We start from the raw sequence: 24,485 nt of genomic DNA on the forward strand, positions 1-24,485 counted from the left end.
GTGCGCATCGTCAACCCGAACACGAGTCAGCCGATGACGGACGCCGTCGCGGCCGCGGCCCGCGCCGTCGCCCGCCCCGGCACCACCGTCACCGCCAGCTGCTCGACCACCGCCCCGGCATCCGTCGAGACCGCCGTCGACGAGGTCTTCGGTGCCGCCGGCGTCCTCGCCCAGGTCGAGCGCGGCGAGGCTGACGGCGTCGACGGCTACGTCATCGCCTGCTTCGGCGACACCGGCATCGACGCCGCCCGCGAACGCGCCGCCGGACCCGTCGTCGGCATGACGGAGGCCGCACTGCAGGCCGCCGCGCTCGTCGCCCACCGCTTCACCGTGATCACGATGCCGCCGCGGACGATCGCGATGACCGACCGCGTCGTCCGCGCCCTCGGGCTCGGCCACCGCTGCACCGTGCGGGCCGTCGACGTCTCGGTCGCCGACATCGAGTCCGGCGCCGGCCCGGCCTACGCCGCGTTCGCCGAGGAGGCCCGCAGCGCCCTGGTCGCGGACGGTGCGGAGGCCGTGGTGCTCGGGTGCGCCGGCCTCACCGATCTCGTCGGTGCGCTCCGCGCCTCACTCGGGGTGCCGGTGATCGACGGCGTCGCCGCGGCGACCGTCGCCGTCGAGGGACTCCTGGCGCAGGGCATCACGACGTCCCGCGCCGGCACCTTCGCGGAGCCCGTCGGCTCCGCCACCACCCGGGAGGTCTGGGGATGAGCGTCCTGTTCACCGACGTCCTGCTGTGGGCGCCCGAGGAACCCTCCGGCATGACCGGTCCGACCGACCTGCTGGTCACCGGCACGACGATCGCCGCCATGGGGCCGACCGCGCGGGCCGCGGCGCCCGCCGACGTCCGGGTGGTGGACGGCCGCGGGCACCACATCGTGCTGCCCGGGCTCGTCAACGCGCACTTCCACTCGCCGGCGAACCACCTCAAGGGTGCGTTCCCGAGCCGGCCGCTCGAGACCTTCATGCTCTACGAGTCCCCGTCGGACCCTGCCCTGACGCCGACCCCGCGGGAGGCGTACCTCCGGACGATGCTCGGCGCGCTCGAGATGCTCCGCACCGGGACGACCAGCGTGCAGGACGACGCGTTCCTCATGCCGACGCCCGACCCCGAGGTCATCGACGCCGTCATGCAGGCGTACGCGGACAGCGGGATCCGGGCCTCCGTGGCGCTCGACCAGCCGGAGCTGCCCGACGTCGAGAAGCTGCCGTTCCTCGACGACCTCGGTATCGACGAGGCGACGACCCGCGCGCTGCACGCCCCCGCCCCCGCATCGGCCGCGGAACTGCTCGACGCCTACGACCACCTGTTCCGGACCTGGCACGGGGCGGCCGACGGCCGACTCACCGCCGCCGTGTCGATCTCCGCCCCGCAGCGGGTCTCGCCGGAGTACTTCGGCGCGCTCGACGACCTCAGCCGCACCCACGACGTGCCGCTCTTCGCCCACATGCTCGAGACACGCACGCAGCGTGCCCTCTCGCACCCGTCGAGCGGTCAGCCGCGGTTCGCCGGCCGGAGCCTGGTCCGCTACACGGCGGACCTGGGGCTGCTCAGCGACCGGGTGAACGTCATCCACGCGGTCTGGGTCGACGACGACGACCTCGACCTGATCGCCGCGGCGGACGCGGTCGTCGCGCACAACCCGGTGTCGAACCTGCGGCTCGGCAGCGGTGTGATGCCGTTCCGTGCGATGCGGGACCGCCGCATCCGGGTGGCGCTCGGCGTCGACGAGGCCATCTGCGACGACACCGTGAACACGTGGGGCGTCGTCAAGCAGGCCGGTCTCATCCACACCGTCACCGGCGACGACCCGGACCGCTGGCCACGACCGGCCGAGGTGCTCGAGGCACTGTGGGACGGCGGGGCCGCGGCCATGCGCCGTGGCGGCCGGACCGCGCTCGGCACGGTCGGCCGGATCGCGGTCGGGGCGGAGGCCGACCTCGCGCTCCTCGACCTGCACGCGCCCGCCTTCACCCCGTTCAACGACCTGCGGGGCCAGCTCGTGTACTGCGAGTCCGGCACCAGCGTCCGGATGACGGTCGTCGCCGGGACGGTCGTCGCCGAGGGAGGCCGGGTCACCTCGGTCGACGAGGACGCCCTGCTCGCAGAGGCCCGCGAACTCCACGCCGCCCGCCGCCCCGCCCTCGAGCGCACCTGGGCCGACGCCGACCGGCTCCTCCCCGCCTACGCCGCCGTCGTCCGCCGCGCCGCCGCGACCGACCTCGGCCTGCCCGACCGCGGCATCGCACCCGCACACCGGACCACCACGAACGGGATGACCGCATGACCGCCGACGACACGCTCCGGACCACCGCTCCGGGGCACGACCTCTGGCCCTACCGGCCGATCACCGCTCCCGGCGGACCGGCCTGGCCGGACGGCAAGCGCCTGGCCGTCTACGTCGCCGTCGGGCTCGAGGAGTACCGGTTCGGCGTCGGCCGGACCGAGGACATCGTGCCCGACGTCGCCGCCCCCGACCTCGTCAACACCTCGTGGCGCGACTACGGCAACCGCGTCGGGGCGTTCCGGCTGCTCGAACGACTGGACCGCGCGGGCATCCCGCCCACCGTGCTCCTCAACACCGCCGTCTACGACACCGCACCCGAACTGATCCGGGCCGCGCGGGAGGTCGGCGCCGAGTTCATCGGCCACGGCACGTCGAACTCGGACTCCCTGGTCGGCATGTCCGCAGCCGGCGAGGCCGCGTACCTCGCCGGGGTCGCCGCCCGCATCACCGCCGAGGAGGGCGCCGCCCCGGGCGGGTGGTCGAGCCCCTGGCTCAGCCACACCACGTCCACGCTCGACAGCCTGGCCGGCACCGGGTACCGGTACCTGCTCGACCTCCGGCTCGACGACCGGCCCGTCACCGTCCCGACCCGCAACGGCGACCTGCTCGTGCTGCCGTACGCGCTCGAGGTGAACGACAGCACGACCGTCGTCGGTCGAGGTGCGTCGGCCACCGAGTTCGCCGACATGGTGGTCGACGAGTTCGACGAGCTGCTCGACCGCTCCGCCGACCAACCGCTCGTGATGAGCGTCGTCGTGCACTCCTTCATCTCCGGCGCCCCGTTCCGGCTGCGGGCCCTCGACCGGGCGCTCCGGCACATGACGGCACACGCCGACCGGGTCTGGTTCACCCAGCCCCGGGCGATCGCCGCCCACCTCGCCGCAGCCGAGACAGCAGCCGGATCCGCCGCCCAGACCAGGGAGCCGACCGCATGACGACCGCGACGATCCGCGACCTGCACGTCTCGCTCGAGCGGGACGGGGCACGGTCCGAGGTGCTCCGCGGCATCGACCTGGACATCGCCCCGGGCGAGATCGTCGGGCTGGTGGGGGAATCCGGCTCCGGCAAGAGCATGCTCGCGATGAGCCTGCTCGGCCTGCTGCCGGACGCCGCCCGACCCGAGGTCACCGGCGAGGTCACCGTGCAGGGCACCGACATGGTGCACGGCACCGACGCCGAACGCCGGGCAGCACGACGGTCCTCGCTCGGCGCCGTCTTCCAGGACCCGATGACCTCGCTCAACCCGACGATGCGGATCGGTCGGCAGATCACCGAGGCCGGCCCCGACCGTGCCGGTGCGGTCGCACTCCTCGACAGCATGGGGGTCCCCGACCCCGACCTGCGGTTCAGCGTCTACCCGCACGAACTCTCCGGCGGACTCCGGCAGCGCGTGATGGCCGCGATCGCGATGGCCGGTCGCCCGGCCCTGATCGTCGCCGACGAGCCCACGACCGCCCTCGACGTCACGGTGCAGGCGCAGCTGCTCGACCTGCTGCAGGAACTCCGCGACGACCACGGCTGCAGCGTCCTGCTCATCACCCACGACCTCGGCGTCGCCTCGCGCATCGCCGACCGGATCGCCGTCATGTACGCCGGCCGTCTCGCCGAGGTCGGACCCACGGCCGCGGTCCTCGGCACCCCGGCCCACCCGTACACGGCGGGTCTCCTCCGCTCGCGGCTGTCCCTCGCACTCGACCGGGACGCCCGGCTCCCCGCACTGCCGGCCGACACCCTCGACCCGGCCGAGCGCCTGGTCGGCTGCCCGTACCGCGCCCGGTGCCCGCTCGCCGTCGGCCGGTGCGCCACCGAGATGCCCGGCCTCGACGCCTCCGTCCCGGCGCCCGACCACGCCGCCGCGTGCTGGCGGGACGCCGACACGGTCCGTGCGACCGGGGCCCTGCCGGACGCGGCCAGCGCACCCGGGGTGACCGGCGCGGACGACGCGGGGCGGGCCTCCCGGCCGACAGTGGAGGACCGGCCCACGCAGGCAGACCGGCCCACCACCGTCGCGACCACCGCACCCGGCGCGACCGCCGCACCCACGCCCGCGGACGCGGTCGTCGTCGAGGACCTCGTCTGCACCTACACGACCGGCCGCGGACGCCGCGCCCGCACCGTGGAGGCCGTCCGCGGCGTCAGCTTCCGGGTGCCGGCCGGCCGGTCCCTCGCCATCGTCGGCGAGAGCGGATCGGGCAAGTCCACCGTCCTCCGCGCCGTCGCCGGACTCGTCCCGGCCCGCTCCGGGCGCATCACCGTCGCCGAGGGCGGCGCGCAGATGGTCTTCCAGGACGCCGGGTCCTCGCTCACCCCGTGGATGACGGTCGGCGAGACCCTCCGCGAACGACTCGTCCCCGCCCGCCTCGGCCGCACCGAGACCGACCGACGCGTCGCCGAGGCGCTCGACGCGATCGGCCTGCCCGCCACCGTCGCCCGCCTGCGCCCCGCCGACCTGTCCGGCGGCCAGCGGCAGCGGGTGGCCCTCGCCCGCGCGACCATCGTCCGGCCCGCGGTCCTGCTCTGCGACGAACCGACGAGCGCCCTCGACGCCTCGCTGGCCGCCGTGACCCTCAACACCATCCGTGACATGCGTCGGGAGCTCGCCATGACCGTCCTGTTCGTCACCCACGACCTGGCCGTCGCCCGGCTGATGGGCGACCACATCGCCGTCGTCGAACGCGGCCGGGTCATCGAGACCGGACCCGCCGACGCGGTGATCCACGACCCGCAGGAGCAGTACACCCGGACGCTCGTCGCGTCCGTGCCCGAGATCGCGGTGCCCGCATGAGCGCCGCCGTCGTCGCCCCGCGCTGGACGCTCCGGCCGACCGCGGGCGTGCACGCCGGTCGGCGCACGGCCCAGGCGCTCGTCGGGCTCCTGGTCGCGCTCACCGTCCTGGCGCTCGTCGCCCGGCTGATCGCACCCGACGACCCGATCCAGCCCGTCGCGATGGCCCAGCTGCCGATCGGCACCCCGGGGCACCTGTTCGGCACCGACTCGATCGGGCGGGACGTGCTCTCCCGCACGTTGTTCGGCCTGCAGACGTCGTGGCTGTCGGCGCTCGCCGTGGTGGCCGTCGGACTCGTCGTCGGCGGGGTCGTCGGCGCCACCGCGGGTGTCGCCGGCGGCTGGGTGGACAGCGTGCTCATGCGGGTCACCGACCTGTTCCTCGCACTGCCGTCGACCCTCGTGGCGATCGCGATCGTCGCGGCCCTCGGCCCGGGCCTGACGAACACCCTCGTCGGCATCTCGGTCGTCTGGTGGCCGTACTACGCCCGGATCATCCGGTCCGAGGTCCGCGCCACCGTCACCCGCCCGCACGTCGAGGCCGCCCGGCTCGCCGGTGTCGGTCGTGCCCGACTCGTCCTCCGGCACGTGTTGCCCGGCGCGGTCCCGACCGCGATCGTGACGGCGAGCCTGGACATCGGCAACGTCGTGCTGCTGCTCGCCGGGCTGTCGTTCCTGGGCCTCGGGCAGCCCGCACCCGCGGCGGAGCTCGGCGCGGACACGGCCGCCAACACGCAACTGCTGCTCAGCGCCTGGTGGGTCCCGGTCGTGCCGGGTGCCGCCGTGCTCCTCCTGAGCCTCGTGTCCAACCTCGCCGGCGACGGCGTCCGCACCCTGATCGCTCGGAGGTAGCGCCGTGGTCACGTACGCCCTCCGCCGCATCGGCTCGCTCGCCGTCGTGCTGCTCGTCCTCAGCGTCGTGGTGTTCCTGCTCCAGCAGGTCTCACCCGGGGACCCGGCCCGTGCAGCGCTCGGTGCCAACGCCTCCCGGTCCGCGGTCGACGCCGAACGGCAGCGGCTCGGGCTCGACGACCCGCTGCCCGTGCAGTTCCTGCGGTTCGTCGGAGGCGCCCTGCACGGGGACTTCGGCACCTCGTTCCGGACGCACCGCCCGGTCGCCACCGACCTGGCGTCCGCGGTGCCCGCCACCGTGCAGCTCGTGCTGGCGGCGTTCGCGATCGCCCTCGTGCTCGCCGGGCTGTTCGCCGCGTCGGGGGCCCTGCGCTGGCCGTTCTCCGGCGTGTACCGCGGTGTGCTGCTCGTCGGGGCGACCGCGCCGCCGTTCCTGCTCGCCCTCGGCGGGATCATCCTGTTCTACGCGCAGCTCGGGTGGCTGCCGGCCTCGGGGCAGGGCGACGGCGGAGTCGGGTCGGAGCTGTCGCACCTGGTCCTGCCCGCCACCGTGCTGGCGACCGCACCGGCCCTGGCGATCGGGCGGATCCTGCGCTCCGGGCTCGAGACCACCCTGGTCGCCGACCACGTCCGGACCGCCCGGTCGAAGGGGCTGGGCGAGGAGACGATCCTGGCGCGCCACGTCGTCCGGAACGCCGTCGGCCCGGCCCTGGCGATGTCCGGCCTGCAGCTCGGGTTCATGTTCGCCGGCGACGTCGTCGTCGAGCAGGTCTTCAGCTGGCCCGGCATGGGCAGCTACCTGGCGAACAGCATCCCGACATCGGACTACCCGGCGATCGCCGCGGTGACCCTCGTGCTCGGCGCGGTCTACGTCGTCGTGAACACCGTCGCGGACCTCCTGCAGACCGCCGCCGACCCGCGCCTCGCCTGACTTCCCCCCCCACCCCGCACCCTCACCTGCTCCACCTGTGCCCCACCGCCCTGAAGGAGATCCCCCGTGCAGCTCACCACCCTCCGGCGCCGCACCCGCGCCGCCCTGGTCGCCGCGGCCGCCGTGCCGTTGCTCGTCCTCACCGCCTGCTCCGGTGCCGGTGCCGCGGCCCCGAACGCCGCCCCGACCGACGGCACCCTGACCGTCGGCCTGCTCGGCGACATCGGTCAGCCGCCGGACCCCGACATCTACTACGCGAACAACGGCCTGGCCATCGTGCTCAACGCGTACGAGGGACTCGTGCAGTACGCGAACGACACGGACAAGGTGCAGATCGCACCGCGGCTCGCGACCTCGTGGCAGGTCAGCGACGACAACACCGAGTACACGTTCCACCTGCGGAAGGGCGTCACCTTCCACGACGGCACCCCGTTCACCTCGGCGGCCGTGCAGACGGCGTTCGACCGCCGGATCGCCGTCAAGGGCGGCGCGGCCTACATGGTCGAGGGCGTCAAGAGCGTCGCGACCCCGGACGCGCAGACCGCGGTCGTCACCCTGAAGAGCCCGAACTCGGCCTTCCTGGACTACCTGGCGTCACCGTTCGGCCCGAAGATGGAGTCGCCGACCGCGCTCCGTGCACACGCCGGCTCCGACGACGCCCAGACCTGGCTGCAGACCCACGACGCCGGCACCGGCCCCTACGAGATCAGCGCCGCCGACCCCGGCAGCTCGTGGAGGATGAAGCGGTACGACGGCTACTGGGGCAGCAAGTCGCCGTTCACCACCATCAAGCTGCCGATCTACTCGGACGTGTCCGCGCTGCAGCTCGCGTTCGACCGCGGCGACGTGTCGACGATCGTCGCGGCGCTGCCGTCGTCGAGCCTGTCGAAGTACCAGGACAGCAAGCAGTTCTCGAGCGCGATGCTGCCGACGCTGCAGTCCGCGCTGGTCACGGTGAACCCGACGAAGTCGTTCTTCGCCGCGAAGGAGGCCCGGATCGCCTTCCTGCAGAGCATCGACCAGAAGAAGATGGTGCAGCAGGTCCTCGGCAGCCGCTCCGAGCCGGCGACCACCCTGTACGCCAAGGGCATGCTCTCCGACGGCTCGGACAAGCAGCAGACCACCTACGAGCCCGGGGCGATGAAGGCCTACGCCAAGGGGCTGCCCGCCGGCACCACGATGACGATCGGCTACGCCAGCGGCAACACGAACGCGCAGCAGATGGCGAACATCCAGGCGGCGGCACTGCAGGGTCTCGGCATCAAGGCCACCGCGAAGTCGTACCCGACCTCGCAGGTCTTCGGGTGGATCAACGACCCGACGAGCGGACCGGACGCGTTCTTCGACGGCAACAACGGCCCGGACGGCGGCTCCCCGTACATGTGGGGTCACGTGTTCTGGGACAAGTCCGGCGGCATCAACTACTTCGGGTGCGACGTGCCCGCGGTCGACAAGACCCTGGACCAGGCGCTGCAGACCGGCGACGAGTCGCTCTACGGCAAGGCCGCGCAGCAGTACGCCGCGACCGGCTGCTACTACAACCTGTCCTACAACAAGGACTGGGTCGTCTCGCAGAAGTGGCTGACCGGCATCGCGGCAGCGCACAACATCGGCGCCAACGAGCTCGACTTCAGCAAGCTCGGACTCCAGAAGTGACACGCGGGGCACCGGGGAGCAGCCCCGGTGCCCCGTCCGGTCCCCGCGAACCCCGGTGGACCGCCGCCCGAGTCTGCGAAGGTTGACCCGATGACCACCACCGAGCCCGCACTGTCGCTCCCGCGGCAGATCCACGCGCGCCTCCGCGAAGCGATCATCCGCGGCGAGTACCCCCAGGGGCACAAGCTCGCCGAGACGCGGATCGCCGAGGAGCTCGCGGTGTCCCGTGTCCCCCTGCGCGAGGCCGTGCCGATGCTCGAGGTCGAGGGGTTCGTCACCAGCACACCGCGACGTGGGGCCGTGGTGTCGACCTGGACCTCCCGGCTCATCCACGAGCTGTTCGACCTGCGTGAGGTGCTCGAGGTCGGGGCCGCCGGGCACGCCGCCCGTGCGGTCGGTCGTGGGGTCTCGACGGACGAACTGGAGGCATCGCTCGCCTGGTCGCAGAGCGTCGTCGAGGACGGGGACCCGTACCGCATCGCCGAGGCGAGCACCCGGTTCCACGAGGCGATCGTGGCGATGACCGGCAACAGCCTGCTGCAGGCCTCGATGCGCTCGGTCTCCGGCCGCGTGCAGTGGCTCTTCTACCTGACCAGTGCCCTCGACGTGCACGACGCCTTCCACGACCACGTCGAGCTCGCCGCCGCGATCGCCCGGGGCGACGAGCGGATGGCCGAGGCGCTGGCCTACTCGCACATCGAGCGCGACCGCACCCCGTCGTTCGCGGTGCTGCACCCGCCGGCCTGACGAGGTCCCGGGTGGGGGCGACACCGAGCCGACAGCCCGTGTTCACCCCGCCGACGCCCGACGGTGTGACCATCGTCGGCATGTCCATCCTGCATCCCACCGCGTCCCGCAGCCTCGTCGGTGACATCGAGAGCGAGTACGACGAGTTCGACCGCGACCCGGACCTCGAGGTCTCGAAGAACCGCGACGGATGGCTCGAGCCGTCGTGGTGACAGCGGGGTCATGACCCCCGCACGGGTACTCCTTCGGGGTACGTCAGCTGGATCATCGGATCCGGTGCGACGTACCCCTTTTTCGTTGTCCGGAACGCGTTGCACCCCGGGGTACACGTGTCCCCCTCGGCGCGGAGCAGGAGTCACACCGTTGTGATTCCTCGCCGATCGGCAGCACAGTGCGGATCGAGCGCGAGAGCAGCCGGGGCGAGCTGTACCCCGCACCGATGTCCCCCGATGACGAAGCACGGAGAAGCCTGAGAATCGATCGTGGTGGTTTGTGGGGTACACCCCCGGCCCGCCAAACTCGGTCTCAGCCCACGAAGGACAACACCGTCACAGGCAGGGAGAGTCACCATGGCGATCGCAACGGCCGCACCCAGCACCACCTCGCGCCGCACCAAGAAGGCAGCGACCAAGACCACCTCCGCCGAGGCCACCACGCTCGACGCCGTCGCCGAGGTCGAGGCCGACGAGCAGCTCGCCGGTGTCCGCGGTGCGTCCGTCGACCAGGTCGGCGACTACCTCCGTCACATCGGCCGACTCGCCCTCCTCACGGCTGAGGAAGAGGCCGACATCGCCCGCCGCATCGAGGTCGGGCTGTTCGCCGAGGAGAAGCTCCACACCGAGACCGGCCTCGAGAAGTCGCTCGAGCGCGAACTCCGCTGGCTCGTCCGCGACGGTGAGCGTGCCAAGGAGCGCATGATCACCTCGAACCTCCGCCTGGTCGTGAGCATCGCCAAGCGCTACTCCCAGCGCGGCCTGCCGTTCATGGACGTCATCCAGGAGGGCAACCTCGGCCTGGTCCGTGCGGTCGAGAAGTTCGACTTCACCCAGGGCTACAAGTTCTCGACCTACGCCACCTGGTGGATCCGCCAGGCGATCTCGCGTGGTCTCGCCGACAAGGCACGCACGATCCGCATCCCGGTGCACACGGTCGAGCTGATCAACAAGATCTCGCGCACCGAGCGCGACCTCACCGTCGACCTCGGCCGTGCGCCGATGCCGGAGGAAGTGGCCGCCGAGCTGAGCATGAGCGTCGAGGAACTCGTCGACCTCAAGGGCCGCTCGCACGAGCCGGTCTCGATCCACACGGTCGTGGGCGACTCGGACGACAGCGAACTCGGTGACTTCATCGAGGACGAGGACGCCGCGAGCCCCAACGAGCTCACCGAGACGACGCTGCTGCACCGCGACATCCGCTCCATCGTCGCCGAGCTGCCGAGCGACGAAGCCAACGTGATCCGCATGCGCTACGGCCTGGACGACGACAAGCCGATGACGCTCGACGAGATCTCGAAGATCGTGCACACCACGCGTCAGGCCGTCAGCCGCGTCGAGTCGCGTGCGAAGCTCCGCCTGTTCGCGAAGGCCGTCTCGCAGGACATGCAGCTGTACCTGACCGAGTAGGTCACATGCGAAGGCCCGTCCGGTGTGAACCGGGCGGGCCTTCCGTCGTTCCACGGGCCTCCCGTCCGGCGGTGCGCGCGACGCGTCGGATGGGAGGCGCGGATCGCGTCAGTCCTCGGTCTCGCGGTGCAGCTTCTGCCGCAGGTCGTGCGGGATCAGCTCGATGAGCTGGTCCGGACGGAGCGGCAGGTCCAGGAGGCCGAGCTTGAGGCGGCCGGTCCGGCCGTGGCGTTCGGCGTCGAGACGGACCACGCTGCCGGCGTCCTTCCGGAGCCGGACCTCGAGCTGCGCGCCGGTGGCGACCTCGCCGACGACGAGTCCGTCGACCTCGAGTGCGGCGCTGCGGGTGCCCTCGGCGATGTCGAAGCGGTAGCGCTCCCGGGCGGCGAGGACCACGGAGCGGTCGATCCCGGCCATCGGCGCGACCGGGGTCACGACCGAGCCGGAGAGTGCGGGGGAGAGCACCGGGCCGCCGGCGGCGTAGTTGTACGCGGTGGAGCCCGCCGGGGTCGAGGCGACGATGGCGTCCGCGCGGTAGTAGCCGTACCCGAGCCCGCCGACGCTGAGGTCGGCGGAGACCTGGCCGGCGCCCGGGCGTCGGACGATCGTGATGTCGTTGAAGGCCAGGTAGTCCGTGCGGGATCCACCCCACGAGAGCCGGGCCTCCAGTGCGTGGTGCGGTTCGAGCTGGTACTCGCCGGCCGAGAGCCGTTCGAGCGCGGACTCGAGCTCGGGCGGTTCGATCTCGACCAGGAAGCCGACGTTGCCGTAGTTCACGCCGAGCACCGGCACCGGGCGGCGGGCCACGAGTCGCATGGCGCCGAGCATCGTGCCGTCGCCGCCGAGCGCCACGACCAGGTCGACGGTGTCGGTGAACTCGTCGTCGTCGACGGCGTCGATCGCGCTGCCCAGGCGTGCTGCGTCGATCCGCCGGGCGACCAGACGGCCGGCACCGGACGCGTTCCAACGGTCCAGGACCTCGACGGACTCCTGCACGTTCTTCGACGGGTGGACGACGAGGCCGACGACGGGCTGCTCCATGCACCGGATCGTACCGGTGGCCCCTCGGCGTCGGCGGATGTCCCCACCGCCCTTCCGTTTCGTACTCATATCTCGTATTCTGCATGGATGCAGACTGCCGTGCTCTCCGTCGCCGTGCCCGAAGTCCGACGCGGGCGGGAGATCGCCCTGCTGGCCGAGCACGAAGCCCGCGCCATCGGGTACGGCTTCGTCGACGCCGAGCACCTGCTCCTCGCCGCCGTCGCCCTGTGTGCCGGCATGCCGCGGTTCGGCGCGGTGCTGGCCGACCACGGGCTGTCCGTCGACGCGGTGCGCTGTGCCGCACGCGCGATCGTCGGGCCGCCGCCGGGCGACCGTCACGAGGACCGGATCAGCTGCACGCCCGCCGTCGCCCGGATCCTCGCGCACGCCGCCCAGATCGCCGGACCCCACGAACGGGTCCGACCGCACCACGTCCTGCTCGCCGTCCTGGACGGTGTCGACGACCCGCTGCTCGGTGGTGCCCACGAGGTGCTCGAAGCGGTCGGAGCCGACCCGCGCCGCCTCCGCCGAGCCCTCCGCCGGGCCGGGCGACGGGCGTGACGATCCGCGCAGTGCGCCGGACGACCCGAGGTCACGCCCACGGCGAACAGGGGCAGCCCTGACGGGAAGCGCTGGTTAGTCTCGATGTACGTGACCGGACTCACACGAGTCCGGCTGTCGGCCCCGGTTCGTTCGGGGCCAAGGGAGAGCACATGTTCGAGAGATTCACCGACCGGGCCCGTCGTGTTGTCGTCCTCGCTCAAGAAGAAGCGAAGATGCTCAACCACAACTACATCGGTACGGAGCACATCCTCCTCGGCCTCATCCACGAGGGCGAGGGCGTCGCCGCCAAGGCGCTGGAGTCGCTCGGTATCTCCCTCGATGCCGTCCGCGAGCAGGTGCAGGACATCATCGGGCAGGGCCAGCAGCAGCCGACCGGGCACATCCCGTTCACGCCGCGCGCCAAGAAGGTCCTCGAGCTGTCCCTGCGCGAAGCGCTGCAGCTCGGCCACAACTACATCGGGACCGAGCACATCCTGCTCGGCCTCATCCGCGAGGGCGAGGGTGTCGCAGCCCAGGTCCTCGTGAAGCTCGGCGCCGACCTCAACCGGGTCCGCCAGCAGGTCATCCAGCTCCTGTCCGGCTACCAGGGCAAGGAAGCGGTCGCCGTCGGCGGCGAGCAGCAGCAGAACGCGCAGCAGGGTTCGCAGGTCCTCGACCAGTTCGGTCGGAACCTCACCCAGGCAGCGCGCGACGGCAAGCTCGACCCGGTCATCGGGCGCGAGAAGGAGATGGAGCGGGTCATGCAGATCCTCTCCCGTCGCTCCAAGAACAACCCCGTCCTGATCGGTGAGCCCGGCGTCGGCAAGACCGCCGTCGTCGAGGGCCTCGCCCAGGCGATCGTCAAGGGCGACGTGCCCGAGACGCTGAAGGACAAGCAGCTCTACTCCCTCGACCTCGGGTCGCTCATCGCCGGGTCCCGCTACCGCGGTGACTTCGAGGAGCGCCTCAAGAAGGTCACGAAGGAGATCCGTACCCGCGGCGACATCATCGTCTTCATCGACGAGATCCACACGCTCGTCGGTGCCGGCGCTGCCGAGGGCGCGATCGACGCGGCCTCGATCCTCAAGCCGCTCCTCGCCCGCGGTGAGCTCCAGACCATCGGTGCCACCACGCTCGACGAGTACCGCAAGCACTTCGAGAAGGACGCAGCCCTCGAGCGTCGCTTCCAGTCGGTGCAGGTCAACGAGCCGTCGCTGCCGCACACGATCAACATCCTCAAGGGCCTCCGCGACAAGTACGAGGCGTTCCACAAGGTGTCCATCACCGACGGGGCGATCGTCTCCGCGGCGAACCTGGCGGACCGCTACGTGCAGGACCGCTTCCTGCCCGACAAGGCCATCGACCTGATCGACGAGGCCGGCGCCCGCCTGCGTCTGTCGATCCTGTCGGCGCCGCCCGAGCTCCGCGAGTTCGACGAGAAGATCTCGACCGTTCGCGGGTCGAAGGAAGCCGCCATCGAGGAGCAGGATTTCGAGAAGGCCGCCAGCCTGCGCGACGAGGAGAAGAAGCTCCTCGGCGAGCGTCTCCGACTCGAGAAGCAGTGGCGTGCCGGTGACGTCGCCGCGTCCGGCACCGTCGACGAGGGCATCATCGCCGAGGTCCTGGCCCAGGCCACGGGCATCCCGGTGTTCAAGCTCACCGAAGAGGAGACCTCGCGCCTCGTCTTCATGGAGAAGGCACTGCACCAGCGCGTCATCGGTCAGGAAGAGGCCATCTCGGCCCTCTCCAAGACCATCCGACGCACCCGTGCCGGCCTGAAGGACCCGAACCGTCCCTCCGGCTCGTTCATCTTCGCCGGCCCCACGGGCGTCGGGAAGACCGAGCTCGCCAAGGCCCTGGCCGAGTTCCTGTTCGACGACGAGGGTGCACTGATCTCCCTCGACATGTCGGAGTTCGGCGAGAAGCACACCGTCTCGCGTCTGTTCGGTGCCCCTCCCGGGTTCGTCGGGTTCGAAGAGGGCGGCCAGCTCACCGAGAAGGTGCGCCGCAAGCCGTTCTCCGTGGTCCTGTTCGACGAGATCGAGAAGGCCCACCCGGACATCTTCAACTCGCTGCTGCAGGTCCTCGAAGAGGGTCGTCTGACCGATGGTCAGGGCCGCGTGGTCGACTTCAAGAACACCGTCATCATCATGACCACGAACCTCGGTTCGCAGGGCATCGCGGGTGGCCCGGTGGGCTTCCAGGTCGAGGGCAACTCGGCCGTCGGCTACGACCGCATGCGCGGCAAGGTGAACGAGGAGCTGAAGAAGCACTTCAAGCCCGAGTTCCTGAACCGCGTCGACGACACGATCGTGTTCCCGCAGCTGTCGCAGCCCGAGCTGCTGCAGATCGTGGACCTGTTCGTGAAGCGTCTGGCCGACCGTCTGCTCGACCGCGACATGACCGTCGAGCTGTCGCTGCCGGCCAAGGAGCAGCTCATCAAGGTCGGGTTCGACCCGTCCCTCGGTGCTCGACCGCTGCGCCGCGCGATGCAGCACGAGGTCGAGGACCAGCTGTCCGAGCACATCCTGCAGGGTGAGCTCACCGCGGGCGACCACGTGAAGGTCGACTTCGTGGACGGTGCGTTCACCTTCGAGACCGGGCGTCAGCCGGGCCGCGAAGAGGTCCTCACCGGCGCTCCCTCGCTCGAGAAGGCGCCCGAGGCGCCCACCGGCGAGATCGAGGGCTAATCAGCCAGCCACACCACAGACGGGAGGCCCGGTACCAGCTGGTACCGGGCCTCCCGTCTGTGTGCGGTCCGGCGGATCAGGCCTGGACGTCGCCGCGCCAGCCGTCGGCCGTGGGGGCCGCCTCGACGCGCTCCTTGTAGTTCTGCAGGTCCTTCTTGACGGCGTGGCCGCCGACGCCCACCGCGGACCCGAGCTTCTCGAGGAAGCCGGAGGGCTCCCAGTCGATCTGCACGGTGACACGGGTCTCCGCGTCGGCGAGCTTGTGGAAGGTGACCACGCCGGCGTGCTCGGTGTCGCCGTCCTTGACGGTCCACGCGACGCGCTCGTCCGGGTGCTGCTCGGTGATGAGGGCACGGAACGAACGCTCCTGGCCGGCGACCTTCACGGTCCAGTCGGTCGTGGTGTCGTCGACCTGGACGATCTTCTCGACCTCGTCGAGGAACGTGGGGAACTCCTCGAAGCGGGTCCACTGGTCGTAGGCGGCGCGGACGGGGACGCTGACGTCGACGGTCTCGATGATCTGGGGCATGGTTGCTCCTCCTGCTCGTCGTGCTGGTGTGTCTCGGACGGTAGGCCGGTGCGCCTGTGCAGTGTCCTGGCTGATGTCCCCCGTGACGCCGTGTGACGGTGGCGACGTAGGCTGGGTCGGATGACTGAGCACGGACGGCACGCCTTCTCGGAACGGGACGACCACGGGATCCTGGTGCGCCCGGCGCTGGCGTCCGATGTGCCGCACATCCAGCGGCTCATCGCGCCGTACGTCGACCGGCGGATCCTGCTCGGCAAGGAGAACGTCGTCCTGTACGGGTCGATCCAGCAGTTCCGGATCGCCGAAGGACCGGACGGGACGCCGATCGGCTGTGGCGCCCTCGCCGTGTTCTGGGACGACATCGCCGAGGTCCGGACCCTGGCACTCGACCAGGACTGGATCCACAAGCGCGTCGGGCACCGGATGCTCGAAGCCCTCGAGCACGACGCCCGCGAGCTCGGCGTCGCCCGCATCTTCTGCCTGACGTTCGAGGTCGACTTCTTCGCCAAGCACGGGTACCTCGAGATCGGGGAGACCGTCGTCCCGCCCGAGGTGTACGCCGAACTGGTGCGGTCGTCGGACGAAGGGGTCGCGGAGTTCCTGGACCTCGCCCGGGTCAAGCCGAACACCCTCGGCAACACCCGCATGCTGAAGATCCTCTGACGGGTTGCCCGGCCGCCCGGCGAGGGACCTCGGCCGGTCCCGCACGGGTGTCTACCCTGTGCGCATGTCGTCGTTCCGCCATCCCGTCGGCCCCGAGCGTCCGGGGACCTACTGGCGCCGCCGAGCCCTGGTGCTCGGGGTGGTCCTGCTCGTCGTGGTCGTCGTCGTGCTCATCGTCGTCGGACGGGGCAACGGCGCCCCTGCGGCCGGTCCGACTCCCGGTGGTGGGGCGTCATCGGCAGCTGCTGATGCCGGTGCTGGTTCGGGCTCGGGGTCTGCGAGCTCCGGCGCGTCGGGGTCTGCCTCGGGCGCGCCGTCGAGCTCACCCACACCGTCGGCCGCCGCACGCAAGGACGGCGCGGCCTGCGCCACCGACCAGATCGCACTCACCCCGGTCCTCGACAAGCGCGTCTACGCCGCCGGCGAGGACCCGAAGATCGCGATGTCGATCAAGAACACCGGATCGAACTCCTGCCACATGGACCTCGGGTCCGCCCAGCAGGTGCTGACCATCACGTCCGGCAAGGAGCAGTACTGGTCGTCGAAGGACTGCCAGACCGGCGGCACCGACCAGGACGTCACGCTGAAGGCCGGCCAGCAGCTCACCACGCCCGCCATCGCCTGGGATCGCACCCGGTCCTCGGCGACGACGTGCGACGCCGCACGCGCCTCGGTGACGGCTGGGGGCGCGAGCTACCACCTGCAGGTCGCGGTGGGGGAGATCACGTCGGCGGAGTCGGTGCAGTTCGTCCTGAGCTGAGGGTGCGCTGCCGTCAGGTGCGCATCCGTCGGTGGTGGCTGTCCGACCCCGGGAACGACGAAGCGCCGGGGCCGAGGATTGCTCCTCAGACCCGGCGCTCGCGAAGACCGGTGTTAGCCGATGACGGTGATGTTCTCCGCCTGCGGGCCCTTGCGGCCCTCGGTGATCTCGAATTCGACCTTCTGGTTCTCCTCGAGCGACTTGTAGCCGTTGCCACCGATCGCGGAGAAGTGGGCGAAGACGTCAGCGCTGCCGTCGTCCGGCGCAATGAAGCCGAAGCCCTTTTCGTTGTTGAACCACTTGACAGTCCCAGTTGCCATTTCGGCGTTCCTTACTTTCTTACGTGCGCGGCGAGAGAATTCCACCACCGCGGGTTTCGACGGCATGGCCATCGAGCTTTGTGCGGCACCCGGCATCGAGCGGGGCGACGGAGATCAGAGGTTCAGTGCAATCGGAAGTGCACTCACCATCGGGCAGGTGAACGGGTCGCAGGCTACGAGATCGACCCGGCTGTGAAACCAGGCGACGATCCCGTCGGTGCGGAAGATTGGAGTCTTCGTGTACGGGACCCCGTGTTGTTCGCAATGCTCACACACGAGGGCCTTCGCACAACGCAGGATTGGCCACGCCATGCTCGGGAACAGGTGGAGATCTGCCTGGTGGTCGAGACCGCCCAGCAGGTGGTCCACCCACACGCCACCAGCGATGCTACGCGAAGATCGGCCCTGACGCGAGGGCGAATCCGTCTCGACCCCCTCGATGACGCTCGGAATCCCCGCTTCGGCGGGTGTGGATGAGCCTCCGGACGGGCCCCGCGCGGCCACCGTCCGGCCCGGGCGGAAGGCAGAACCGCGGCCCCAGAGGCATGGCGGCGACGGTGGAGCAGCCCGCGGAGGCCCTCGGCACCGACCGGATCGCACACGCGGTCACCCCTGGTGACGTTGTCTGGGACATCGCTCAGAGGTGCGCCCGCTGAGTGCGTCTACAGGACGACATGCGACTCCGGCACGGCGACCGCGGCGTAGCGTCACGGACATCGACGGAAGGCTGGGCCATGAAGTACCTCATCTACGGGGTCGCCTCGGTCATGACGAGCGACGAAGCGGCGTACGCCGTGCTCGACTACGCGACGGCACTGGCACAGTCCGGACTCGCTGACCGCGTGGACGTCCCTTCGGTCGACGACTACGGCATGGCCGCGACGTCGAGCTTCATCCTCGCCCCCGCGATCGGCGTCCTCGTGCAATCCGCTCCGGACGACGAGCTCGGTCCGGAGACCACCCAGTTCGCCGCCGACCTGCGCATCCGCACCCACGCCGTCCAGGCCGGCCGGGTCCACTGACCGGCACCGTGCCTCCCGTCTCGGCGCCCGACCGGAGCCGCACGCACGCGCGTGCTGCTTGACTAGGGGCGATGGCAGACAAGGAACAGCGCTTCCGGAGCGAACAGCTCGAGGAAGCCCTCGCGAAGCAGGACGTCGCTGCAGTGGCCTACGCGCTGCGCAACGACATCGTGATCGTCCCGCGGCTCGTCACCGGGAAGAAGGACATGCAGGTCCGGGTGTTCGGCCGTGAGGGCTCGGACAAGCGCATCCTGCTGCTGTTCTCGTCGGCGGACGCGTACACGGCGATGGTGCCGGGCGAGAAGCTCCGGCAGGTGATGGTCTACGACGCCGCGCGGCTGGAGGAGTTCCTGGCTGCGCACCTGGACTCGCTCGAGGGTGTGTTCTTCGACATCGCCGGTCCGCACACCATGCAGTCGGAGCCGGCGGACCTGCTGGCGGCGCTGCGCGCCTGACCGGCGCTGACCTGTGCTGTCTGGTGCTGACCGGCACCGACCGGCCTGGAGGCTGTGTCCGGTTCTCCGGGGTGTCGGTGCCTCCGTCAGAAGGCGGCGTCGAGCTCGCGCTCTCGTGGTGACCTCGTCATCGAGAACGCGACCCGCAGCGCTTCGCGCAGGTGCTCGGCGTCGGCGCCGAGGACGGTCGTGAACCCCAGGCGTCCGGCTTCGTTGGCCCGCTGCTTCGCCCCGGTCGCCGCACGGATCTCCCCGGCCAGACTGATCTCCCCGATCGCGGCGAGGGTGTGCGGGTACGGCCGGTCTCGTGCGGCACTGGCGAGGGCGAGCACGATCGCCAGGTCGGCGCCCGGTTCGGTCAGCTTCATGCCGCCGACCGTCGACACGTAGACGTCGGCGTCGGACAGCTTGATGCCGGCACGGCGTTCCAGCACCGCGAGGAGCATCGCCACCCGCGACGCGTCGACCCCGTTGACGACCCGGCGCGGCTGCGGTGCCGAGCTCGGGACGACGAGAGCCTGGATCTCCACCGGTAGGGCTCGGCGGCCTTCCATCGCAACGGTGATGCAGGTGCCCGACACCGGGGCGCCGTTGCGGGACATGAACAGGCCGCTGGGGTCGGGGACCTCGTGGATGCCGTCGCCGGCCATGTCGAAGCAGCCGACTTCATCGGTGGGACCGAACCGGTTCTTCAGGGCGCGGACGAAGCGGAGGGCGGTCTGCCGGTCGCCCTCGAAGTGACAGACGACGTCGACCAGGTGCTCGAGCAGGCGTGGGCCGGCGATGGTGCCGTCCTTCGTGACGTGTCCGACGATGAGGACCGGCAGTGCCGCCTGCTTGGCGACCCGGATCAGCGTCGAGGCGACCTCGCGCACCTGTGACGTGCCGCCCGCGATGCCGTCGACCGAGGCGGAGGAGATGGTCTGCACCGAGTCGGCGATGAGCAGGTCCGGCTGCACCTGCTCGATCTGGCCGAGGATGACGCCGAGGTCGACCTCGCTCGCCAGGTACAGGTCGTCGTGCATCGCCCCGGTGCGCTCGGCGCGGAGCCGGACCTGGTCGACCGACTCTTCGGCGCTGACGTAGAGGACCCGCTTGCCCATCGCGGCTGCCCGCGAGGCCACCTCGAGCAACAGGGTGGACTTGCCGACCCCGGGCTCACCGCTCAGCAGCACGGCCGCGCCGGGCACGATGCCGCCGCCGAGGACGCGGTCGAACTCGCCGATGCCGGTCTGCCAGCGCTGGAACGAACCGCTGCGGGCTTCGGTGATCGGCCGGGCGACGCGGTTGCCGGTGACGGCGATCGACGCGGTGCCACGGGTGCTCGCCGTCGCGGCGGAGGCGTCCTCCACCGTTCCCCACGACTGGCACTCACCGCAGCGGCCGACCCACTTGATGCTGGTCCAGCCGCACTCGGAGCAGCGGTAGGACGACTGGGGGCGGGCCATGGGACGAGGCTAGGCCGCTCCGCCGACATCGGTCGGCTCGCCGTCGTCGGTCCGGCCGGGCAGCGGGAGGGACCCGGTGACGCGCTGGCGCAGGCGGTCGAGCGAGCTCGGGCGGTTCGCGGTGTCGATCGTCTCAGCGCCGTCGGTGTCCTGCTCGGCCCGGGCGTGGGCGACGTCACCGGCCTGGCGTCCGAGGTCCTCGGCTTCCCGCGCGGACAGGTACCGCCGGATCGCCGCGACGGTGTCGACGCGGTTGTCGACCGCCGGCTCGAACGCGCTCGCCCAGATCTCGTACCCACGGTCGTTCGGGTGGAAGAGGTCGCCGTACGTGTTGAAGAAGGTGCGACGGATCCCGACGCGCTTCGTGATCTCGTGCAGCGGTGCCACGGTCAGTCCGAGTTCGCCGGCGACCCGGTGCACGATCTCGTTGGCGACGGCGACCTTGCGCTCACGGTCCGGCACGAACATGCACGGCAGCTCGGCGACGACCGCGTGGGAGGGCACCGCGCCGTAGATCGCCCGGATGTTCCGCTCGAACTTGTCCGGGTGGAAGTCGGCGATGTCGTTCGCCCCGATCGACACCGTGCAGATGTCCGGCGTGAAGTGCTGGAGCTTCGGCAGCTGGTCCTTCTTCGCACCCCACGTCGTCGATCCGGAGACGCTGAGGTTCACGACCCGCACGGTCATCCGCGAGCGGTGTCGGATCCGACGAGCGAGCAGCCCCACGTACCCGCGCCCGGGAGCGGTCGCGCCGACGCCCTGCGCGGCCGAGTCGCCGATCGCCACGTACGTGAGCTGGCCCTCGTGGTGCAGCCGCTCGCGCCACCAGTCGGCGTGCACCGGGAGCATGTCGACCACCCGTTGCGACGCGGCCCGCTGACCCCGGATCCCTGCCCGCGCACCGAAGCCCGCTGCTCCGCTGACGACGGCGGCGCCGGCGAGGGAGGACAGCAGGGCGACGAGGGTGCGCGTTCTCATGCCGGAGACGGTACGCGCGGACCCTCGGATCGAGGTCACCCGCGTGGCGTTCTGTGGACGGAGCGCCGGACGTGCCCACCTGTGGAGGGGGAGGTGTGCTGGGTGTCGCCGGGGGCCTCCCGGATCGTGTAAACTCTTTCCCGGTACCGTGTCCGAGCGGCCGAAGGATCATGTCTCGAAAACATGTGTGGGGGCAACTCCACCGTGGGTTCAAATCCCACCGGTACCGCCACAGAAAACCCCCGTTTACGCGGGGGTTTTCTTGCGTCCCATGCCTGCAACTCAGCTGGCCATCTCGCGGATAGCAAGGGCGAGCCACTGGCGAACGTTCCCGTCATGCCGGCAGGGAACGTCGAGTTGATGTGATGCGAGGACCGACAACGGCCCTTCCGCAGGACTGCGGGAGGGCCGTTCGCCGTTGAGGAGTGGTCGCCAGCACCCGAATCTCATAAGCGTTCGTAGACCCAAACCAGCACGTGACCGCCTCTCGTTCCCGCGAAGACAGACCGATTGCCGGCCGTGCCGCCGTCGATGCGCGTTGCTCCCCGGTTCGTCAACTCGGATGCCTCGGAGTCCGACGCTGGACGGGCTGCGTCCGCCCCCGCGAGTGAAAGCCAGTCGGACGGAGACGATCCCGGCGGGAAGTCGAGCACCGCTTGCACAGCCGCGTGAGCGCCGATTTGAGTGGACGGGTTCGCCTCGGCCGCAAGGAGGTCAACGCCGGGCGGGATGCTCCGCCCGAAGTGCTGCGCGATCGTTGCCGAGGGAACGTCCTTGCACGGCCATGGCAGGTGGTATCCGCACTGCCCGAACTGTTGACTACTCGGGCTCGCGATGGCGTGTGCACCGTCAGCGACGGTCTCGCCCAATCGGCGGACGCCGAGAGCGAAGAGGAGGATGAGGACAGCAAGAAGGGCTGCCACGAGCACGCCCGGCAAGACAGACTGCCAGCGTGCGCTCACGTGATGACGGAACGGCATCACCCGAGTCTCCTCGCTTGATGCCGTCCCGTCATCGATCTAAGGGCTGAGTTTTACTCCTTCGAGAGAAACGATGAGAAAACATCAGCGAAGGCTTTCGCAAAACGCTGAGCCTGCGCCTGCGTAAGCTTCGAATAGCTGCCCAGGAACTTTGCAATAAGCAGTTCGCGGAACCCAACCAGAACTGCGTTGGACGTGTCGAGCATCGCGGATTCAGCCACCTGCTGCAGTACCGTCGGGGTACCCCCGAAGCGCAGCTGGTAAGCAGCCACGAATCGATGTGATGCGTCGCTCGAGTAATAGTCGCGGAACAAGTCACTCGTGCGCGACGCCGGTGCAGATCGAATTCGTGCTCCGAGAACAAGGGCATCGATGTCCTCAAAAAAGTCATCGGTCTTGAAGTTCCGAGAGTCGGGCGTTCCAATTTGGGACACTGCCCAGTCGTAGGGGTCCCCCACAGAGCCGGTCTCCTTCTGCCACTGGCCGACGATGGAGTAGAGGTCGCCAGCCCACCCTCCGCCGTCGCCGATATTCGGCGTCAGGTGCTCTTCAATGCCAAACTTGCGCGCTGAGTCGGTCGATGCGGCGAGGTGCTGCGGATCCAGCTTCGCACCAAAATGACTTGGCTCAATGAAGGAGTCGATTCTTCCCACGCCCTGGTTCGAGGCGAATTCGATCCACTGCACATCGCTGACTCCAGCAACCAAATCCCATTCAAGCGCTTTCACCACGCCACCGTCGTTGCCGCCGACGGAGTCTCCGGCTCCGTAGCTCGGGAATCGCATGTACTGCAGCACCAGCTGACCTGTGGGCAAATCCAGGCTGCCCTGGCCGGACGCCACCCACTCTTCTGCGAGGGCTTGAATGGCATCGAGCCACGCAAAAAAGGGTGCCAACGGCCCGCTTGGCTGTGGAGCCGAGCTGACACCGACGTCCCGCCCCGAGGCGACGTTCTTGTCGACCTCGACGGCCCCGCTCCCAGAGCCGACGGTGAGTGTCTGGATCTGGTTGAACGCCCAGTTCGACGGCAGCGCGAAGCCGAGGTTCCCAGCGAAGCCTGTTGAGAGACCGGCGATGAAGCTAGCGCGGGCCAGGCCGGCAGCACTAATCAGGGAGCACACGTGGCACGCACCGTAGATGCCAACCGCGTACTTCCCACCAAGCTGGGCCATCCGCTGCGCGATGCCCCGGAAGTACGGGATGACAGTCGCGTTGGTCTGGTCGTCCGTGACATCGACGTCGACCGCGAAGTAGATGATTGTGCCGGCGGGGATGCCGAACCCGTTCGCAGCATCGTAGGCACGCTGGGCGTCCTTGGCACCCTGCGCTGCGGAGAACCACGAAGCCTCGTACCCACCTTCCTCGAAGATGGGGAACAGGCGCAGCTCCGCGTTGAAAATCGTCTGCAGCTCGCCGGGCTTGCCGGCGCCGGCGCCCGCGCCTCGGTCCGTTCCGGGATCGGGGGAGACCTCATCCCAGGCAGGTACCGCGACCGCGACGCGCTCCGGCTGGCTTCGGCGGCTGTTCGGGCGCGGCTCAGAAAGCGACCGGCGATGACGTACACACCGCGAGACCTGTTCTTGAGCGGGACGGCTGGGTGTGCCAGATCTGCGAGATCCCGCTCGACCGCCAAGCGCCGCCGTTCGACGATCGCGCGCCGGCGGTCGACCACATCGTTCGCGTGACCGACGGTGGGGGCGACGAACTCGACAACCTCCGCGCGACGCACCGGTGGTGCAATCTGCGGCGCGAGCACTTCCTCTTCGGCGAGGATGACCTCGTTGCGGAGGCCGCGCGAGCGCGCTTCGCGTGACTCGCCCAACCGGAGCTTGTCGATGAACACGACGCCCCGATCAACCCGGGCTTCTCTGAGCCAAAGGAATGAAGAAGATGACTGACTACTCATTCTTCCTCGCGAGCTTCGTCGGAGAGCGAGACGGTATGGCAGTGGAACTGCACGGCAGCGATGACGAGGTCGTTGCAGAGGTGTTTGAGGACGCTGAAAGCGGCGTGTGCATGTTCGCGATGCCGGATGGGGTTTCCGTGCCGGTGCCTCTCATATGGGAACTCCTGAGACGAGCTGTGTTGGAGTTCCCGGGAGCCGCGGGAGAGCTCTGATGATTAGGCCTCTTCTGCTTCCCGTCGCTCTCGGCTGAGAGACCCGCAGTAGGGC

At 70.1% G+C, this 24,485-nt stretch carries 24 protein-coding genes and 1 tRNA gene; 19 read left to right on the forward strand and 6 right to left on the reverse strand.

Annotated elements, in window-relative coordinates:
- The 10 genes from DEI97_RS00790 to DEI97_RS00835 all read left to right on the forward strand — a co-directional run bounded on the left by DEI97_RS00790 (position 1) and on the right by DEI97_RS00835 (position 10,883).
- Positions 1 to 714 carry an aspartate/glutamate racemase family protein gene (locus tag DEI97_RS00790; protein WP_258376727.1) on the forward strand — a complete coding sequence of 238 codons (714 nt, stop codon included), beginning with the start codon at positions 1 to 3 and terminating at the stop codon, positions 712 to 714.
- Entirely contained in the window at positions 711 to 2,291 is a 1,581-nt protein-coding gene (locus DEI97_RS00795; protein WP_111075245.1) for an amidohydrolase family protein, read from the forward strand. The genes DEI97_RS00790 and DEI97_RS00795 overlap by 4 nt, the downstream gene beginning before the upstream one ends.
- Complete coding sequence (locus tag DEI97_RS00800) at positions 2,288 to 3,226, forward strand: polysaccharide deacetylase family protein (RefSeq protein ID WP_111075244.1); 939 nt, start codon at positions 2,288 to 2,290, stop codon at positions 3,224 to 3,226. Before DEI97_RS00795 ends, DEI97_RS00800 begins: the two co-directional genes overlap by 4 nt.
- Entirely contained in the window at positions 3,223 to 5,076 is a 1,854-nt protein-coding gene (locus DEI97_RS00805) for an oligopeptide/dipeptide ABC transporter ATP-binding protein (RefSeq protein ID WP_111075242.1), read from the forward strand. Before DEI97_RS00800 ends, DEI97_RS00805 begins: the two co-directional genes overlap by 4 nt.
- The gene (locus DEI97_RS00810) at positions 5,073 to 5,927 is read left to right on the forward strand and encodes an ABC transporter permease (protein WP_111075240.1); all 855 of its coding nucleotides are present in this window, start codon (positions 5,073 to 5,075) and stop codon (positions 5,925 to 5,927) included. The genes DEI97_RS00805 and DEI97_RS00810 overlap by 4 nt, the downstream gene beginning before the upstream one ends.
- 4 nt (positions 5,928 to 5,931) lie before the next feature.
- Positions 5,932 to 6,858, forward strand: coding sequence for an ABC transporter permease (locus tag DEI97_RS00815; RefSeq protein ID WP_111075238.1), 927 nt, complete (start codon positions 5,932 to 5,934; stop codon positions 6,856 to 6,858).
- 66 nt (positions 6,859 to 6,924) lie between these two features.
- Entirely contained in the window at positions 6,925 to 8,514 is a 1,590-nt protein-coding gene (locus DEI97_RS00820) for an ABC transporter substrate-binding protein (protein ID WP_111075237.1), read from the forward strand.
- 90 nt (positions 8,515 to 8,604) lie between these two features.
- Entirely contained in the window at positions 8,605 to 9,261 is a 657-nt protein-coding gene (locus DEI97_RS00825) for a GntR family transcriptional regulator (RefSeq protein WP_111075235.1), read from the forward strand.
- 80 nt (positions 9,262 to 9,341) lie between these two features.
- Positions 9,342 to 9,473: a hypothetical protein gene (locus DEI97_RS00830; RefSeq protein ID WP_258366217.1), complete on the forward strand. Its 132-nt coding sequence runs from the start codon at positions 9,342 to 9,344 to the stop codon at positions 9,471 to 9,473.
- A gap of 357 nt (positions 9,474 to 9,830) precedes the next feature.
- On the forward strand, positions 9,831 to 10,883 hold the full coding sequence (locus DEI97_RS00835) for a sigma-70 family RNA polymerase sigma factor (RefSeq protein WP_111075233.1): 1,053 nt from the start codon (positions 9,831 to 9,833) through the stop codon (positions 10,881 to 10,883).
- Positions 10,884 to 10,991: 108 nt separating this feature from the next.
- Here DEI97_RS00835 and DEI97_RS00840 read toward each other — a convergent pair whose 3' ends face one another.
- Positions 10,992 to 11,924: an NAD(+)/NADH kinase gene (locus DEI97_RS00840; protein ID WP_111075231.1), complete on the reverse strand. Its 933-nt coding sequence runs from the start codon at positions 11,922 to 11,924 to the stop codon at positions 10,992 to 10,994.
- An 87-nt stretch (positions 11,925 to 12,011) separates the two neighbouring features.
- Here DEI97_RS00840 and DEI97_RS00845 point away from each other — a divergent pair, with 87 nt between their 5' ends.
- Positions 12,012 to 12,485, forward strand: coding sequence for a Clp protease N-terminal domain-containing protein (locus DEI97_RS00845; protein ID WP_111075229.1), 474 nt, complete (start codon positions 12,012 to 12,014; stop codon positions 12,483 to 12,485).
- A 152-nt stretch (positions 12,486 to 12,637) separates the two neighbouring features.
- The gene (locus DEI97_RS00850; RefSeq protein ID WP_111075227.1) at positions 12,638 to 15,157 is read left to right on the forward strand and encodes an ATP-dependent Clp protease ATP-binding subunit; all 2,520 of its coding nucleotides are present in this window, start codon (positions 12,638 to 12,640) and stop codon (positions 15,155 to 15,157) included.
- A 76-nt stretch (positions 15,158 to 15,233) separates the two neighbouring features.
- Here DEI97_RS00850 and DEI97_RS00855 read toward each other — a convergent pair whose 3' ends face one another.
- Positions 15,234 to 15,686: an SRPBCC family protein gene (locus tag DEI97_RS00855; RefSeq protein ID WP_111075225.1), complete on the reverse strand. Its 453-nt coding sequence runs from the start codon at positions 15,684 to 15,686 to the stop codon at positions 15,234 to 15,236.
- Between the two features lie 120 nt (positions 15,687 to 15,806).
- On the opposite strand from DEI97_RS00855, the gene DEI97_RS00860 reads away from it, so the two are divergent.
- Both DEI97_RS00860 and DEI97_RS00865 read left to right on the forward strand, forming a co-directional pair.
- Positions 15,807 to 16,349, forward strand: a complete 543-nt coding sequence (locus DEI97_RS00860; protein ID WP_181439282.1) for an amino-acid N-acetyltransferase — start codon at positions 15,807 to 15,809, stop codon at positions 16,347 to 16,349.
- A 64-nt stretch (positions 16,350 to 16,413) separates the two neighbouring features.
- Positions 16,414 to 17,109, forward strand: a complete 696-nt coding sequence (locus tag DEI97_RS00865) for a hypothetical protein (protein ID WP_111075223.1) — start codon at positions 16,414 to 16,416, stop codon at positions 17,107 to 17,109.
- Positions 17,110 to 17,222: 113 nt separating this feature from the next.
- Here the strand turns inward: DEI97_RS00865 and cspE are convergent, their stop codons facing one another.
- On the reverse strand, positions 17,223 to 17,429 hold the full coding sequence (gene cspE / locus DEI97_RS00870; protein WP_065963953.1) for a transcription antiterminator/RNA stability regulator CspE: 207 nt from the start codon (positions 17,427 to 17,429) through the stop codon (positions 17,223 to 17,225).
- A gap of 734 nt (positions 17,430 to 18,163) precedes the next feature.
- On the opposite strand from cspE, the gene DEI97_RS00875 reads away from it, so the two are divergent.
- Positions 18,164 to 18,451, forward strand: a complete 288-nt coding sequence (locus DEI97_RS00875; RefSeq protein WP_111045024.1) for a hypothetical protein — start codon at positions 18,164 to 18,166, stop codon at positions 18,449 to 18,451.
- A gap of 71 nt (positions 18,452 to 18,522) precedes the next feature.
- Complete coding sequence (locus tag DEI97_RS00880) at positions 18,523 to 18,906, forward strand: SseB family protein (protein WP_111075220.1); 384 nt, start codon at positions 18,523 to 18,525, stop codon at positions 18,904 to 18,906.
- Positions 18,907 to 18,992: 86 nt separating this feature from the next.
- Here DEI97_RS00880 and radA read toward each other — a convergent pair whose 3' ends face one another.
- Together radA and DEI97_RS00890 are read right to left on the reverse strand one after the other, a co-directional pair.
- Positions 18,993 to 20,354 (reverse strand): DNA repair protein RadA, encoded by a 1,362-nt coding sequence (gene radA / locus DEI97_RS00885; protein ID WP_111075219.1) that lies wholly within the window; start codon positions 20,352 to 20,354, stop codon positions 18,993 to 18,995.
- A gap of 9 nt (positions 20,355 to 20,363) precedes the next feature.
- On the reverse strand, positions 20,364 to 21,332 hold the full coding sequence (locus DEI97_RS00890) for an SGNH/GDSL hydrolase family protein (protein ID WP_111075218.1): 969 nt from the start codon (positions 21,330 to 21,332) through the stop codon (positions 20,364 to 20,366).
- 142 nt (positions 21,333 to 21,474) lie between these two features.
- Between DEI97_RS00890 and DEI97_RS00895 the strand changes: the two genes are divergently transcribed.
- A tRNA-Ser gene (locus DEI97_RS00895) sits at positions 21,475 to 21,564 on the forward strand.
- Between the two features lie 801 nt (positions 21,565 to 22,365).
- Here the strand turns inward: DEI97_RS00895 and DEI97_RS00900 are convergent.
- Positions 22,366 to 23,721, reverse strand: coding sequence for a glycoside hydrolase domain-containing protein (locus DEI97_RS00900; protein ID WP_111075217.1), 1,356 nt, complete (start codon positions 23,719 to 23,721; stop codon positions 22,366 to 22,368).
- Positions 23,722 to 23,909: 188 nt separating this feature from the next.
- Between DEI97_RS00900 and DEI97_RS00905 the strand changes: the two genes are divergently transcribed.
- A complete protein-coding gene (locus DEI97_RS00905) occupies positions 23,910 to 24,125 on the forward strand; it encodes an HNH endonuclease (protein WP_111075216.1) in 216 nt (71 codons plus the stop codon).
- Between the two features lie 77 nt (positions 24,126 to 24,202).
- On the forward strand, positions 24,203 to 24,430 hold the full coding sequence (locus DEI97_RS00910) for a hypothetical protein (RefSeq protein ID WP_146248160.1): 228 nt from the start codon (positions 24,203 to 24,205) through the stop codon (positions 24,428 to 24,430).
- Positions 24,431 to 24,485: the final 55 nt, after the last annotated feature.

It is taken from the genome of Curtobacterium sp. MCLR17_032 (assembly GCF_003234795.2).
Lineage (GTDB): Bacteria > Actinomycetota > Actinomycetes > Actinomycetales > Microbacteriaceae > Curtobacterium.